The sequence below is a fragment of the Massilia forsythiae genome (genome assembly GCF_012849555.1).
GTDB lineage: Bacteria > Pseudomonadota > Gammaproteobacteria > Burkholderiales > Burkholderiaceae_D > Telluria > Telluria forsythiae.
Genome location: NZ_CP051685.1, coordinates 1,870,363 through 1,885,604 on the forward strand (window position 1 = coordinate 1,870,363; position 15,242 = coordinate 1,885,604).

Annotated in this window: 10 protein-coding genes and 2 pseudogenes; 3 read left to right on the forward strand and 9 right to left on the reverse strand. The window is 56.3% G+C overall.

The genetic code is table 11. The features are described 5' to 3' along the window. The first annotated feature begins 194 nt into the window (after positions 1-194). The 3 genes from glmS (at position 195) to HH212_RS08170 (ending at position 6,044) form a co-directional block, all read left to right on the forward strand. Positions 195-2,024 carry a glutamine--fructose-6-phosphate transaminase (isomerizing) gene (glmS, locus tag HH212_RS08160; protein WP_169434948.1) on the forward strand — a complete coding sequence of 610 codons (1,830 nt, stop codon included), beginning with the start codon at positions 195-197 and terminating at the stop codon, positions 2,022-2,024. Between the two features lie 457 nt (positions 2,025-2,481). Then, positions 2,482-3,459: an AAA family ATPase gene (locus HH212_RS08165; RefSeq protein WP_169434949.1), complete on the forward strand. Its 978-nt coding sequence runs from the start codon at positions 2,482-2,484 to the stop codon at positions 3,457-3,459. A 53-nt stretch (positions 3,460-3,512) separates the two neighbouring features. Beyond that, positions 3,513-6,044 (forward strand): S8 family peptidase, encoded by a 2,532-nt coding sequence (locus HH212_RS08170; RefSeq protein ID WP_169434950.1) that lies wholly within the window; start codon positions 3,513-3,515, stop codon positions 6,042-6,044. A gap of 128 nt (positions 6,045-6,172) precedes the next feature. Here the strand turns inward: HH212_RS08170 and HH212_RS08175 are convergent, their stop codons facing one another. The 9 genes and pseudogenes from HH212_RS08175 to HH212_RS08210 form a co-directional block, all read right to left on the reverse strand. Then, positions 6,173-7,708 carry a TnsD family Tn7-like transposition protein gene (locus HH212_RS08175; protein WP_169434951.1) on the reverse strand — a complete coding sequence of 512 codons (1,536 nt, stop codon included), beginning with the start codon at positions 7,706-7,708 and terminating at the stop codon, positions 6,173-6,175. A gap of 39 nt (positions 7,709-7,747) precedes the next feature. Next, complete coding sequence (locus tag HH212_RS08180) at positions 7,748-9,190, reverse strand: ATP-binding protein (protein ID WP_169434952.1); 1,443 nt, start codon at positions 9,188-9,190, stop codon at positions 7,748-7,750. Further along, entirely contained in the window at positions 9,183-10,439 is a 1,257-nt protein-coding gene (locus HH212_RS08185) for a TnsB C-terminal domain-containing protein (RefSeq protein WP_169434953.1), read from the reverse strand. Before HH212_RS08185 ends, HH212_RS08180 begins: the two co-directional genes overlap by 8 nt. Positions 10,440-10,580: 141 nt before the next feature. Next, positions 10,581-10,625, reverse strand: a pseudogene (locus HH212_RS27885) (hypothetical protein); the annotation flags it as partial. A 329-nt stretch (positions 10,626-10,954) separates the two neighbouring features. Then, positions 10,955-11,356 (reverse strand): annotated as a pseudogene (locus HH212_RS27890) (hypothetical protein); the annotation flags it as partial. A gap of 1 nt (position 11,357) precedes the next feature. Further along, the gene (locus HH212_RS08195; protein ID WP_169434955.1) at positions 11,358-12,206 is read right to left on the reverse strand and encodes a TnsA endonuclease N-terminal domain-containing protein; all 849 of its coding nucleotides are present in this window, start codon (positions 12,204-12,206) and stop codon (positions 11,358-11,360) included. A gap of 319 nt (positions 12,207-12,525) precedes the next feature. Next, entirely contained in the window at positions 12,526-12,981 is a 456-nt protein-coding gene (locus HH212_RS08200) for a TnsD family Tn7-like transposition protein (protein WP_169434956.1), read from the reverse strand. Between the two features lie 55 nt (positions 12,982-13,036). Further along, complete coding sequence (locus HH212_RS08205) at positions 13,037-14,026, reverse strand: IS481 family transposase (RefSeq protein WP_169434957.1); 990 nt, start codon at positions 14,024-14,026, stop codon at positions 13,037-13,039. Beyond that, entirely contained in the window at positions 14,023-15,105 is a 1,083-nt protein-coding gene (locus tag HH212_RS08210) for a TniQ family protein (protein WP_169434958.1), read from the reverse strand. Before HH212_RS08210 ends, HH212_RS08205 begins: the two co-directional genes overlap by 4 nt. Positions 15,106-15,242 lie beyond the last annotated feature (137 nt).

The following is a 15,242-nucleotide window of genomic DNA, read 5'->3' on the forward strand; positions in this document are numbered from 1 at the left end:
AAAATTTGAGATGCTTATGAAAGAATATTTCGTCGTCACCATATCATGAAATTTTGTTTCAAAAATGACTGAACTCAGAAAGCTTATTTCATAAGCTCTCGTCTACAGTAGTTACTTCCAGGAATCTTCACATTATCGTCGTCATTGCTGGCGGCGGTGGGGATTCACCCTTATCATTTTCCGGAGAATTGCCCATGTGCGGTATCGTCGGCGCTGTAGCCCAGCGCAATATCACCCCTGTCCTGATCGAAGGCCTGAAACGCCTCGAATACCGGGGCTACGATTCCTGCGGCGTCGCCCTGCACGTGGATGGGCGCCTGGCGCGTTCGCGCAGCACCTCGCGCGTGGCCGACCTCGAATCGCAGATCCAGGAAACCCACCTGCAGGGGTTCACCGGCATCGCTCACACGCGCTGGGCCACCCACGGCGCGCCGGCCACCAGGAATGCCCACCCGCACTTCTCGCCGAGCGAAGACAATGCGCGCATCGCCCTGGTCCACAACGGCATCATCGAAAACCACGACGAACTGCGCGCCGAACTGACCGGCCTGGGCTACGTGTTCCAGAGCCAGACCGACACCGAGGTGATTGCCCACCTGGTCGACCACATGTACGACGGCGACCTGTTCGCCACCGTCCAGCAAGCCGTGAAACGCCTGCACGGCGCCTATGCGATCGCCGTGTTCTGCCGTGAAGAGCCGCACCGCGTGGTAGCCGCGCGCCAGGGTTCGCCATTGATCGTCGGCATCGGCAAGGGAGAGAATTTCGTGGCATCGGATGCGATGGCGCTGGCTGGCACCACCGACCAGATCATCTACCTGGAAGAAGGTGATGTGGTCGACTTGCAACTGGCGCGCGTCTGGATCGTCGACGCCGAAGGCCGCGCGGCCGAGCGTGAAGTCAAGACCGTGCACGCCCACACCGGCGCCGCCGAACTGGGCCCGTACCGCCACTACATGCAGAAGGAAATCTTCGAACAGCCGCGCGTGGTCGGCGACACGCTCGAAGGCGTGACCGGCATCATGCCGGAACTGTTCGGCGACGAAGCGTATCGCGTGTTCAAGGAAATCGACCGCGTACTGATCCTGGCCTGCGGCACCAGTTACTATGCCGGCCTGACCGCCAAGTACTGGATCGAATCGGTGGCGCAGGTGCCGGTCAACGTCGAGATCGCCAGCGAATACCGTTACCGCGACAGCGTGCCGCACCCGAATACGCTGGTGGTAACGATTTCGCAATCGGGAGAAACCGCCGACACGCTGGCCGCTTTGAAACACGCGCGCAGCCTGGGCATGACCAATACGCTGACCATCTGCAACGTCGCCACCAGCGCCATGGTGCGCGAATGCAAGCTGGCCTACATCACCCGCGCCGGCGTCGAAGTCGGCGTCGCCTCCACCAAGGCATTTACGACGCAGCTGGCCGCGCTGTTCCTGCTGACGCTGACCCTGGCGCAAGTCAACGGCCGCCTGGACGACGAGCAGGAAGCGCGGTACCTGAAGCAGATGCGTCACCTGCCGGTGGCGCTGGGCGCGGTGCTGGCGCTGGAGCCGCAGATCATCGCCTGGGCCGAGGATTTCGCCCGCAAGGAAAACGCGCTGTTCCTGGGCCGCGGCATCCACTACCCGATCGCGCTGGAAGGCGCCCTGAAACTCAAGGAAATCTCGTACATCCACGCCGAAGCCTATCCGGCAGGCGAACTGAAGCACGGTCCGCTGGCGCTGGTGACCGAAGAGATGCCGGTGGTGACCATCGCCCCCAACGACGCCCTGCTGGAAAAGCTGAAGTCGAACATGCAGGAAGTGCGCGCGCGCGGCGGCCAGTTATATGTGTTCGCCGACGTCGATTCGCGCATCACTTCGGGCGATGGACTGCACGTGATCCGTTTGCCGGAGCACTATGGTTTGCTGTCTCCGATCCTGCACGTGGCGGCGCTGCAGTTGCTGGCGTATCACACGGCGCTGGCGCGCGGGACGGATGTGGACAAGCCGAGGAACTTGGCCAAGTCCGTGACGGTGGAGTAAAGCGATCCATCGTGGCCGGCTGCTGCTGTGGACAGACAATCAAGTCGGACACAAAACAATAAAGTCGGACACAAAACAATAAAGTCTGACACTAGTGTATGCAGAGCCGTCAACGTTCATTCGAGCGTAGGCGGCTCCTTTTATGTCACCGTAGCCAAGCACTTTAGGATGTAAGCGCCTGTCATCTCGTTGGCATCGCTTGAGATCCATGGCGCCACGCGCAACCGTATGGTGGCATGATACAATTATAGGTTTTTCTATGTCTGCCTAGCTGCACTCGCAGTCATACGAACCAAAAGGCAATTCAAGCTTTTATTGCTTGATTGAATCATGGCATTTTGGTAACCTCAATGTTGTCCGGACGTCTTTCTGCCGTTGAGACATGTTGGTTCGCTTCTCAACGTCGTCGCACTTTGGTGTTCGTACTTCGAACACACTAGGATTACCGGAGTTTCCCATGGCCCGTTCTGACCAAATGAAAGCGCTGTTGAAGGCGCATGCTAGCAACGATAACGACCATTTCTATGCCGTTGCAATGCAAGTGGCTGCGGACGAGGCGCTACGGGGGCATGTCAGGTTGGCGGCTGAGTTACGCGACCTGATCGACCGTGCCAAGATCGAAGCGACACAGGCGGCTGGCAAACCGATACCCCTGGCGCAACCGAAAGGCGAACTTTCGGAATTGCTGACGGTTCAGTACCCCCATGAGCACTTTAACCAGATGGTGCTGTCCGAGGGGGTCTCGGGAAAATTGCAGCGGGTGCTCAAGGAGCAGCGGCATGGCGCGCAACTGAAGGCGCATGGTCTCAGTCCGCGACGCAAGCTTCTCCTTGTAGGTCCACCCGGCACCGGTAAAACGATGACGGCGGCGGTATTGGCTGGAGAGCTGAGACTTCCCCTATTTACAGCCCGGTTCGACAGCTTGATCACCAAGTTCATGGGAGAAAGCGCCGCTAAACTTCGCCTCGTTTTCGACGCCCTCAAGTCGACCAAGGGCGTGTATTTTTTCGACGAGTTCGATTCGCTTGGCCTGCAGCGAGGAAGCCAGCATGACGTCGCCGAGATGCGTAGAACGCTCAACATGTTCCTCCAGCTGATCGAGCAAGACGGGTCCGACAGCCTAATTGTCGCCGCCACCAACCATGCGAAAGATCTGGACGTTGCCTTGTTCCGCCGTTTTGACGACATCATTCGCTACGATGCGCCTGACGAACGCCAGATCGAGGCTCTGTTACGGAATAAGCTCGCCTTATACGCGCCAGATACATTCGATTATCGCGAACTGGCCAAATACGGCCAAGGTGAGTCGCATGCGGACATCGTTCGCGCGTGCCAGGACGCGGTAAAGGACGCTGTCATCGCCGGCGACGAGCAAATATCGTTCGATAACGTCGTTCTACATCTGCAGGAAAGAGCTGCCAGCAAACCATTGTGATATCCACAAGGAAACCTGTAGAATTATCGAAGAGATAATTCGAAAGGCCTTGCATGGCAGAACAGAATCTTCCGCATATTGTGATTAACGGATTCGTTCAATCACAGGATTTTCAGTCCCCGCTTTCTGTTCGACGGCAAACCCCACCGCAGCGTGATCGGGAAGAGCACGGGCGCCAGTTGCTTGTCAAAGTCGCCGCCCTACAAGTCCACGAGCAGAACCTGAATGCGCAACGAGCGGAACTCGAACTTCCGCAGCAAAGTGGCCTAACGATTGCCGTCGACATTGTTCCGAAAAATTCGATCGATTATAAAACCTTCGAATGGAAGAAAGATGGCGTGGAGCTGCTTTCGGTGGTCGAAGGCAGCGCTGCGGATACGGTCACGCTTTTCGTCCCGGACGGAAAGCTGACGGCACTTGCCAGCCGCATCCAGGACTACCAGTCCAAGAATTATCGCGACACCGACAAGCCAGCCAATGCCAACCTGGTCAACGCAATCCACGATATCCGGCGCGCCGCGTTTGCCCAGCTCTGGACGGACACGTCGCCTATGCCCGCCGACGAGCCGACCTGGTGCCAGGTATGGTTGAGAAAGTCGAAGCTGTCATCCAGCGCCGTCAAGGACAGGTTCGCGGACTTGGCGGGGCGTCTTGGAATCGAGGTCGATCCGGGCTTCGTCACCTTCCCAGGAAGGGTCGTGGTGGCGGCCAAGGGCAACCGGCCGATGTTCGAGAACGCCCTGCAGCTGTTGGATCTGGTGGCTGAGGTACGCGCGGTGCGGCCGACCGCGGCGTTCTTCCTAGCCGACCTGAGTCCAGAAGAACAAGCCGGCTGGATTAAGGATTTGGCGGATCGCACCACGCATGAGAGGGAGGACGACGGACCTTTCGTGACGCTCCTCGACACGGGCGTGAACAACGGCCATCCTCTGTTACGGCCGGCGCTGCATACGGACGACTGTCACGCTGTCGAGCCGACCTGGGGTGTGTCTGATCACCATGGCCACGGCACCGGCATGGCCGGTCTCGCCCTTTATGGAGACCTGACCGAGCCGCTCGCCTCTGGCGAGCCGGTGACGATTCCGCACGGTCTCGAGTCGGTGAAAATCCTTCCACCAGAGGGCGAAAACCCTGTGCACCTGTATGGCGCGGTCACTGCCGTGGCAACCAACCGGGTTGAGATCCAGGCGCCCGGCAGAAGGCGGACCTTCGCTATGATGACCACCTCGTCCGGCGACATATTCGGTGCCCCGTCCGAATGGTCTGCGACGATCGACCAGCTCTCGTTCGGCAGGACGGCCCCCGAGATTGGCAGCGAGGACGACGACGAGCCGGAAGTTCGGAAGCAGCGTTTGTTCGTGCTATCCGCCGGGAATGTGCCATGGCAAGAGTGGAGTCAATACCCGCACGTGAACGCAGTGCGCACCGTCGAGAATCCGGCGCAATCCTGGAATGCAATCACCGTCGGCGCCATGACCGACCTGACGCATGTGGATGCGTCGACCTATCCCAACTACGTGGCAATTGCCGCGGCCGGCGCATTGAGTCCCTCGTCAAGGACGTCCACGGCATGGAGCGGCGCCTGGCCCTACAAGCCGGACGTCGTTGCGGAAGGAGGGAACGGCTGTCTGGAGCACGGCTTGCACGTGTCGGTCGGGCCGGAATCCGTGCGCCTGCTCACCACGTCGCCAGACCCGGTCGACGAGCCACTGACGGAATCCGGCGACACCAGCGCGGCCGCGGCGGAAGTGGCCCGCCTGTGCGCCCATATCAGCGCCGTATATCCGGCCTACTGGCCCGAGACGATCCGAGCACTTGTCGTCCACGGCGCACGGTATACGCCCGCCATGCGGGGGCTTCTGCCCGTTAACGTGCGAAAGCAAGACAAGATTAACCTGCTGCGCACGTTTGGTTATGGCTTGGTCAGTGCGGAGAACTCCCGGTCATCTACCCGGCGCCGCGCAACCATGGTCATCGAACGGGAATTTTATCCCTATCGTCTCGATGGTTCCAACGTCAAGCTCGGACAGATGCAGCTACATGACCTGCCTTGGCCCAGGGACGAGCTGCTCGCACTCGATGGCGAAGTCGCGATGCGAGTGACGCTGTCGTATTTCGTCGAGCCGAATCCGGCACGGCGGGGCTGGCAAAGCAAGTTCCGCTATCAGTCCTACGCCTTGCGCTTTGCCGTACGCGGCGCCACCGAATCCGAAGAGATGTTCCTCAAACGCATCAACAAGCTTGAACGCGACGAGGATGACACGGATACGCATGGGGATCCCGACAGTGAGAACTGGACCATGGGCGCGCAACTTCGCGCAAAGGGTTCGGTTCACTCAGATGTGTGGGTTGGCACTGCCGCGCAACTGGCAACCAAATCCCAGATTGCGGTCATCCCCGTCGGTGGCTGGTGGAAGGACTGGAAGGAGGCTGGTCAGTTCAGGACAACCGCGCGATATGCCCTTGTCGTCTCGCTGGAGGTGTCTGAAAGCGTCACGACGGCCGTCGACCTGTATGCGCCGATTGCGGTGAAAACGACGATCGCAGTGCCAGCGCAAGCGACGACGATTGATATCGCCTCCTAAAATCACACATTTACCTCAATTACGAGAATCAGGAGCGGCTACAGCAACTGAAACACGCTCTTGGCGAGCTTTGACGTATAGGAATCGTGTTTGTTCATCGAATGTTTATCGTGAATCGACGTGGTCTGTCACCTGCCTTGGAGGAGCGCGGCCAGGAGCTTTTCAACTTGAGGCGCCAAAGGACAGGTCAATCCGGCGGTGCGTAGAAGACGCCAGCGTACGAGAGGTTCACCCTTGGCTCGGCTCGCCTTTGCAATCGCTTGCAACCGTCGGCACTGATAGGCGTCTACAGTTTCTTCTAGTGCCTGGATAGCTTGTATCGTGAGCGGAAGCTTCGCTGAAAATTTTTCGATTAACGGTTTCCGGCCGGTGGCCCTGGCTAACTGCGCTGCCGAGACTCTTGTTCGGACATCAGATGCATAAAGCAGTGCAGCATGGTGCCGGACTTGTTCAGCATACTCGCGGTCTCGCACATGCCAAGCTACCTTGTTGCGTACTGTTGCACGTGGCTTTGCGCAACGTGAGATGGTTTCTCGAAGCCATTGCCTGTCGTGCTTGTAGAGCCACATGTAGTCATAGGCACGTCGTGCAGGGATACTACTGATCTGCTCCACAAATCGCTGTCGCCGGGCATTACAAGAAGCGCTGCTCAATTCGTTCTCAGGGGTTATCCCATGGTATGGGAGGATCCGGACGTTAGCGCTCTTGTCCAGGTTCTCGCAGTAAGCTTGCAACGCTCTCGGCGACGTTTGCAGCATGATCATCAAAACCAGGTGTTTTAGTGGATGCATCGTCGTGCGATGCTTGTACAGATGCCTGAATATCCAATCCGGTATCTGGCAGAATGCCAAGTCCAGTTCAGCGCTCTGCGCCAAACTGAAGCAGTTTGCAGCATGGGTGACTGCGGCATGTTCTATGCGACCGTTTCGATCAATCCAGCCTTGTCGGGCAGCTTGCTCGCGGTAGAAGCTTCGCAAAACCGATCGCGGTGTCGGAGGCAACTGCATGGCAAGAAGGTCCGCGCTCGCTTTGGCCAGCTCAAACAGGTCATCGCATAGCGTCTCCCTCATCGGGAGAATCGACGACGCCGTTTCGACCCAGCTATCGCTCGGTAAGAACAAGTTGTGCCGTCGCAATTCAACAAGGTCAGCTCGCACTTCCGCGAGCAGGCGCCCGTGCAGGTGACACAGCAAGACGCCTGGAAGACTATGCGCCCGGTGCCAATATGGGGAGCCGTATCGCATTTCGTCTTCGATACAACACTGGTCGCAGTATCGAAACACGTTGCGGCCACCAATGCGGCTCGCGACCAAGCCGATACCGATTTTCGTGCCGCCAGCGCTATGGCTGGTCATTGCCTGTAGGCAGGCTGTCGTCTGTTCGGGCCGAAGAAATGGTCTGAAGTATGGCAGTAATGTCCACTGGTCGATTAGCTCATCCAACGACTGTGCCGCGTTAACCGGTAATGCAGCACAAAGGTTCGGAAGGTGACTTGGAAGACTGGCTGTTGCTACAAGCGCGTGGGTGCCAAAGACGTCCTGTAACGTTTGGCGTTCGCGGGGATTGCCGGACAAGCGATGAAAACGGGAAATCAGGCTGTGCAGGCTTTCATCGGGCAGGAGCGTTGGAAAAAACGGCAGAGGATGCGAGGTGATCGTCTCCATGGCACTCTCGGTACAGCGCCGAGTAGACCTCGGCCTGAACTATGTGACGGCATGATAGGTGTCTGAAAACTCAAGGACGTCTTTCGCTAACCAACCCTGCTCAGCCAAAGCGACGTGCGGATCGGCGTCCGAAGCTATCTTGCGAGACACTTGGCTGACAGCATCCGGTTCTGGCCTTTCAGCACGAACTTGCGGCACTTCGGCGATCACATTGACAGCTTTGTTGATATGCAGCGCAGCAAGCTGGTTGATCGACACAGATGATTCATTTCTCATCAGCGCGTCCAACTGCTCATCTGGTGGAAGCAGATCTTCAAATCTTTTCATCGCCGCGGTATCGCCACTGCGCAGCGCAGCGATCGCCGGTTTCAGCAGCTTGAGCTTCGTGTCCGCGATGTGTCTGAACACGTGTTCGTTTAAGGTCTCAATATTGGCCTGCATCGCATAGCGCTGGCCCAGGATCATCAGTTTTGCCAGGAAGTCAGTAACACCTTGGGTAAGGTCATACAGTACCTTGCGTAGCTCCGGTGTCAGCGGCGCCGGCTTTTGAATCCATTGGTATCGCCAGATCACGTCGACCAGCATGTTCCATGCGGCGTCCGCCTCCGATGGCTGGCGGAAGTCGTACATGCCCTGACCACAAGCGCGACGTGCATTGCGCAGTACGTCGGCAAACAGGTTGATCATCGAGTTTGTTCCGGCGAACACGACCGGAATGCCAATGCTGTTGATTAGGTTGACGAAGAAATTGAGCAGGTTCTCCTTGCCGCCGGTCTTGGCGGCATTCAGGTGCTGCAGTTCGTCGATGACGAGAGCACCGATGAAGTAGGTGCTGGCCAACTGCTCCATGCTGTGGATCATTTCCATGATCCCGCCCTTGCTTCGGAAGCGCGCCGAATGCCGCCCCGGCTCGTCCAGCGCCTTGTCGAGCGCTTTGAAGAATGCATGGCACAAACCTGACAGCGACCCATCAAATGGACACTCGATCTTCAGCCAGACAATCTGCGTATGTAGAAATTCCCTGCCCTCGTAACGGCAATGAACGATCTTCTGGGGGTACAGGCTCAGCACCGCATTGAGTGCGGTCGTCTTGCCAATGCCGCTCAAGCCGACCAGACTAAAAGTTGAGGCCGAAGAGTGGAAAAGCGCAAGGTCACGGCGGTTGGTTGATAGTGTATGCAGATGGCGCCATGTGCCGGCGTTGACCGGATTCCGGCTGACATATCCCGTCCGCAGGATCGACGACACTGCGCTTTCCAGTTCGAGGTGAATGGGCAGCGGTTGAATCAAATCCTTGAGCCTGTCGACGCAGTGCAGGCGCAGTTCCTTGCTGAACAATCGCTCGTCGGGTGCAAGCGCTGGAAAGTGGGCAATGGCCCTTGCGGCATCCATTTCGGCCAGTACTGGCGGCAAGGCTTCGATCAACGGATTGCCCGCGTAGTCCGGTATCGGCGACGGGGTATATTGTGCGAGATTATTCATTGTCGTTTCGGCTGAGCCTACTGAGGATGCTGATCACCTCGCCGCTGCGCTCGCCGAAGATCTCAGCCGTTTGCTTCGTCGAGGTCGGTGTCGGCGCCGGTGTTATTTCGTGCGGGAGTTCTTTACCTGCCGCTCGCAAGCGTTCGGCATTGCGTTCAGCCGTCCGGTTTTGCCGAATGCCTGCTAAGCGGGCAGCCTTGGTCGAGGGGAAGTCGCCGTCACGCTTACTTGCGGTGGCGTCGGCGACTGTGGCCTGGATGTGTGCGTCGAGTCGTACCTTGCTCGCCATTGCCGAGTATTTTCGTTCTGGCGGTGTGTTCTTTGTCAGGACGAGCATGTCCTGAATTTCTTCCAATCGGCGACCAAAGTAGCGCTCTTCGGTATTGCGCAACACGTAGCGTTTCAGCGATTTGTCCACCGCGCGCAGCCAGACCGTCCCAGGGTCAGTCGGGTGGTACCAGACGTCAACTTTTTCCCTCCCCTTCGCACGCGCCCGGCTATACCGCGCCTCCTCGTTACCATCTACGCAAACGTAATACATGCCTTCGAAGTAAAGGCCGCCGGCTTGCATGGTTCCCGACGAGCGGGCCATCAGGTGCAGGTACACCAGTTCCCGCACCTGCTCATTCGGAGTGCCAAAACCATGATCGATCCCCCAGTTCCACATTGCTAGCGGGGTCGGCGCGATGCCGGATCGAATCATGTCTTGGTTGAGCAGGTCGGGTTGTTCCCGATGATGGTTGTGATGGATCACGCTCTTTATCATGATCTGGGTGAATTCGCCCAAGTCCAGCGTTGCATCTAGCCGGTAGTCCCTGTCGCCACGCTCCTTGACACGCTCGGCAACGCCGCCAGGTGTCCAGTGAATCTGGGAAAGTTGGTTCAATAACCGAAATCTGCTTTCCACGACGGCTTTCCAGTCCGGGCGGTATGGTGGTGCGATCGCCAGAGTAATGCCCAGGCCAGAGACAATACTTTCCGCGGCAAGCCCAAGCATTTCGCCACGGTCGGCGCAGAGCTCTTGCGGCAAATGGGCGCAGGGCCAATCATCGGGCTCGATGGATATTCCATGCGAAGCGCAGAAGGTGGTCTTGTCGCTGAATGCGTTGAGCAGTGCCTGGCGCGCTCCTTCCCAGCTAGGACCTTCTAGTCCGACATACAGACCAACGATCATTCGAGAGAACACATCAAGGACGACATAGACGACTGGTCGGCCAATAATCCAACTGGCGTTGTAGCGGCTTACCAAATAGATATCAGCAATCGTCGCATCGATTTCAAAGCGGTGACAGGGACCCAGGACGCCGTCGTCAGCGCGGCCCCGCAGGGCTCGATGATCTTTAGCCCATTTCCTCTCCCCCTTGCGGCTGCGCAGGACTGTGATGTCGTCAAAAGCCTTTTTCCCCCAGTAGTCGAACTGGCGTGGTGTCGGCAGCTCCGCAAGGGTTTGAGTAGTGGTTCGGTCTCGGGAAACTCAGGGGTGGCGATCGCTTCGCAGTAGTAGCGGCGCAGGGTGCGCGTATAGGCGTCTGTGATGGTTTTGACTTTGTTATCGCGGTACAAGGCATAGCCGATTCGAATAATCGACTTGTCATCCTCGGACAAGGATTTGGCCCTAGGTGGCTGTTCGGTACCGACAGCACGGGGCGGCCTACCTCGGGGTCCTGAGAACGTTCTCTCTTTTCCCTTGCCACCGCAGCTAACGTACTGAGGAAGTAACGCGTTGCGGATTGCGCCGAACATCCAGTAGCGGTAGAGCAGTCGATAGATAGTGCGGCGCTCCACGTTGATACGCTGTGCATGGGATTGAATTAACGCGCCCATGGTCCGAGGTTGAAATATGCTGCCGTCAGACAGTCCCTCCAACAATGGCCTGATGCGTTCCCAGTTCTCGTCCCGCATCGTCTTGTACTTTAGCGGGATCTCATCTTCCAATGCCATCATGAACTCGGGTACCTTCAACTCAACACGCGATACTTTCATCTCGCGCAGTAGTTGGGCCAGTGCCGATAGCTCAAATAGCCACGGCTGCCTAGGCACCTTCTCGATCGACATGAGTACCGCTACGTCAGCATCGGCGTTCAGCCAGATCACGCGGCAAGGCGAACTGAAGGGGGCGTCCTCGTGAGGCTTAAAGACATGATTGATGCGGATACTTAAGTCCATTTCATGCCGCCTTTTCGCTGGCCAGATCTATGAAAGTCAACGACGGGCAAGCCTTCGATAGTTGTAGCTCGACGCTGCGAACATCGAATACGACGGCCTTCTTCCATACCGCCTGTTTGAAGAGGAATATCCCATCGCTGTAAGGCAAGCGGACAGCATTGGCAACCGTTCGGATGACCGATGAGAGAGTGCGTTCGGTGCTGGCAAAGTAGGCAAGATGATCGAGAAAGCGCCGCTGGACATCGAGCTGTGCAAGATGCCTCTGAGCTGGTATGCCGCCTTGTCGAAGCCATTCCAAATTTCGTGCGAGTGTTCGACCGAGCATGCTTTGCGTGACAATTGCCCAGTCGTCGATCCCTTTACTGGCCCAAAGTTCTCGCTCCAGCTCGAACTTTTCCAACCGACGTTGCAAGTTTTTTGGTGACGTTAGCTCGTCGTCATACTTGAGTGTTCGTGCAGCGGTGTGTTGTTGCCCGCTCGCATCAGTAGCCGTGATAAGGAAGTCGGTCGTCAGAACGTAAGGAACGGTTGTGCCGGGATAGCGCGGATATGCGATGCCAAGCCGCGCCGCGATCTGCTGTGCTTCCTGCGTCGGGAAAAGTGGATATTGCTCGCGTATATCTACCACCCGTTCGGAGAACTCGAGCACCGTCAGATACTGGTATTCAAGGTCAGAAAGGACATGATAGGTCCGATTGACCGTCATGCCTGGCACCTTTCGCGAACGTCCTCGTGATGGGACGTCCTGAACACGCAGCCATGGTTTATAAGATTCGCCTTCACCGGCACCATATCCTTCGCCGATGTAGCGATCTACGTCTGCCTGCGTTTTGAACCGCCGTGCGCGCATCTTATCTTCCGATCATTACCGAAAACGGCCGCCTGGACTTCTTTGCTGGTGAACGAGATGTTTTAGAACCCGCGAAGGCTGTCGTCCTTGTTCGATTTCCGTGGCGTTATCTGCTTGTAAGAACGCCCACCAATTTCATGCCAAGATGCGGTTTCCGGACCCTGCCAAGTTAGACCTATTCCAACTCTTGCAAGTTCGTTCGGAATATTGATTGCCTTGCGATCGAAGTCTTCTAGGTCCCACTTAGCAAACTGTGCGATCCGTCGAAGTGCATAATACGATACCGATGCAATCGTAGCGATGTTTCCCCAAGCAATATTTAGACCAAGATGTTGTAGTTCACCGATAGCCCATAGAAGACGTCTAGCACTGAGGCTCCAAGACGACTCTCTCTATTTGAGTTAATTTTTTCAGATAATATTGGGTATCTATGAGAATTGAGCTTCAAATGGCTGCTGGATATCGGCAACGCTTCAAGAAGACGCTGTCGAGTTACGCGTACAGGTTTACCGCTTTGACTAACAAGTTGGCTTGCGCGTAATTCGACGGCTTTGGCGAAGCGGAGATCACGTAATTTGTCTTCTTCCGTCATTGACGTGTTTTCTGGTATGGTTTCGGTATGCAGTTCGTGCGTTAGAGCTGAGTTGAGCCATTTCTTGTCATGATCAAAGAGCCAAGCTGTCGGTCTGTAGGCTTTTCGCCAAAGCCCTTCTAGTGTAATGTTAGGGTCGATCTTAATTTCACGGACTATTCGTTGACGATGCTGATCGCGCATCGTCGTATGGGTGGAAGGATCATTTCGAGAACGTAAGCTAGGTGTGACAGGTAGGTCATGCTCCGTAGATGTCAAGACCCGCCTGGTTATACACGCGTTTCCTGAACAATTCGGGGCGTTTTTCGTGCCAGTCTTTGAGTGCTTGAACAGGTGTTTTATGGTCGAGGGCTCGCTGCGGAATGCAGTGGTTGTAAATCTTGACGTAATTACGCAGCGTCGATTCCAGTTCGGCGGCTGAGCCGAAACGTGTTTGATTGACGATGTCGCTGATACGGCCGTTGAAGCGCTCGACCATGCCATTGGTCTGCGGGTGACAAGGCGGAATAAGGCGGTGCTCGATGCCAAGCTGTTTGCACAGCCGGTCGAACGCGTGCGTGCCGCTGGGTTCCTTTTTCTTGCTGCCAGCGGTGAAGCGATCCGTGAACTGGCTGCCGTTGTCGGTCAGCAGCTTGATGATCTTGACGGGACAGGCCTGCTGCACCTTCGCCAGGAAATCGACGCTGCTGCTGTCGGTTTGGTCGGCGTACAGGCCGATGTAGACCCAGCGCGTGGCACGGTCGATGGCGACGAACAGGTAACGCCGTGACGTTTCGTCGGGCATTTGAGGCAGATACTTGATATCGATGTGTACGAAGCCTGGCTCGTAATCCTTGAAGGTCTTTTTCGTGACCGGCGCAGCGTTTTCCTGCTCGACCAGGTCGCGCAGGTCCGAGACCCCATAACGACGCAGGCAGCGTCCCAAACCAGCGCGGGAAACGGCAGGATTAACGAATTCACGCGTGATCGCCAGTAGGTCGTCGGTCGGTAACAGCAGCGTCTTGCGCAGCTCTACCACGATGAGTTCCTGTTCAGGTGAAAGTGTGGTGTACATCTTGACCGGAGCGTGCGACTTGTCTTCCGGCGAATCGCGGTTTTGCCACTTCCGGATAGTCTGGCGCGTAACGTTGTACAGCCTGGCCAGTTCGGCTTGCGGTAGCGTCGAGTTCCTAATTTCCTCGCGAATCAGGTGAGTAGTGCGGGCTTGGCTGTGCAGCGCTTGGGTCATTGAATTGTCGGCGAAAGATCAGATTGAAACAGTGTACGCAAAACGTTCCTGGCCTTGAAGAGCGGCCAGCTACGGGTGGGTACATGATCCCACGAGTCTAAACACGTAGAGACAATTTTTTGTTTGAAATGAATAACCGAATCGAATAACCGCATTATCAATAGAATATGCCTTTGCAGTGGCATGTCCATCACACCGCCGACTATCGAAAATCGCAGCCAAAATGTCGTACGGCCGGCTGCAAAGGCTGGATCGACTTGAGCGATGAAGTCGTGGCCAAGCTTCTCAATAAGGTCCTCAGTAAATGCGGTCATTGAAGTTGACTGCAATCTTTTGCCTGTATTGACTAACTTTTCGCCGCTATTTTTCTGGCCCCACACAAATCCGATTTTTTGAATGCGTTGGCGATATATCTTCGCGAGCAGATCCGGCGCTATTGGTTGCAACTCGGCGTGTAGCAAATCGTGAACAAATCGGGCGTATGCCACCGCAACCTTCGTTGCCGTCTGGGGTGGTGTGGCTGAGTCGAACTTGTGTTTGCACTGCGGGCATGGCTTCCATGGGAACTCAAGGAGCTGGAGTCGTCTCTGAAACGGAAGCTGGCAAACAGGGCAGCTCTTTAGAAGCAAAACTCCGTGCTTCCAACAAGTGGTCACACCAGGTGCCTGATGTGATCTTTGCCAGTAACCGAAGCCAAATTGATGCTCAGCTTCGGCCATACATTGAACGCACATGTATGCATCGCCATGTTTCCCTACTACATGGCGCGGCAGACGGTTTAAGCAGATGCTTTGGCCGTCACCCGGTTCACGCGTGCCGAGAAAAGGACGGAACAGAGGTAGCAAAGTATTCTGGGCCAGAAAATTATTCAGTGTGGCGTTTGGATCGCCTGGTAGTTGTGCGGCAAGTACATCAAGGTGTGGTGGTACGATCTGCGCCAACGAAAAGTTGTTGTGTTGAAAAAGTTCTTTGAAAGTTGTTGCGACGCTCCTATTGCCCGCGATAAGTTGATACCGTGCGATTCTTGAATTGAAAGTTTCGTTTGGAAGGCTAGGCGGGAAGAAGGAGATATTAGGCATATGACTGAGGAATTTGTTTGCCTCGGCAATGGACGAGTATCGGCGAGTATTGCCCGAAATTACCTACCCAGCTATATATTTGCATTAAATACATAGGATGAGTTTATGTGTCGCACAGTTGCATTCACGCGCTGCGG

Coding starts and splice junctions, on each gene's coding strand:
- glmS (WP_169434948.1), top strand. CDS start 195: ATGTGCGGTATCGTCGGCGCTGTAGCCCAGCGCAATATCACCCCTGTC.
- HH212_RS08165 (WP_169434949.1), top strand. CDS start 2,482: ATGGCCCGTTCTGACCAAATGAAAGCGCTGTTGAAGGCGCATGCTAGC.
- HH212_RS08170 (WP_169434950.1), top strand. CDS start 3,513: ATGGCAGAACAGAATCTTCCGCATATTGTGATTAACGGATTCGTTCAA.
- HH212_RS08175 (WP_169434951.1), bottom strand. CDS start 7,708: ATGGAGACGATCACCTCGCATCCTCTGCCGTTTTTTCCAACGCTCCTG.
- HH212_RS08180 (WP_169434952.1), bottom strand. CDS start 9,190: ATGAATAATCTCGCACAATATACCCCGTCGCCGATACCGGACTACGCG.
- HH212_RS08195 (WP_169434955.1), bottom strand. CDS start 12,206: ATGCGCGCACGGCGGTTCAAAACGCAGGCAGACGTAGATCGCTACATC.
- HH212_RS08200 (WP_169434956.1), bottom strand. CDS start 12,981: ATGCGCGATCAGCATCGTCAACGAATAGTCCGTGAAATTAAGATCGAC.
- HH212_RS08205 (WP_169434957.1), bottom strand. CDS start 14,026: ATGACCCAAGCGCTGCACAGCCAAGCCCGCACTACTCACCTGATTCGC.
- HH212_RS08210 (WP_169434958.1), bottom strand. CDS start 15,105: ATGCCTAATATCTCCTTCTTCCCGCCTAGCCTTCCAAACGAAACTTTC.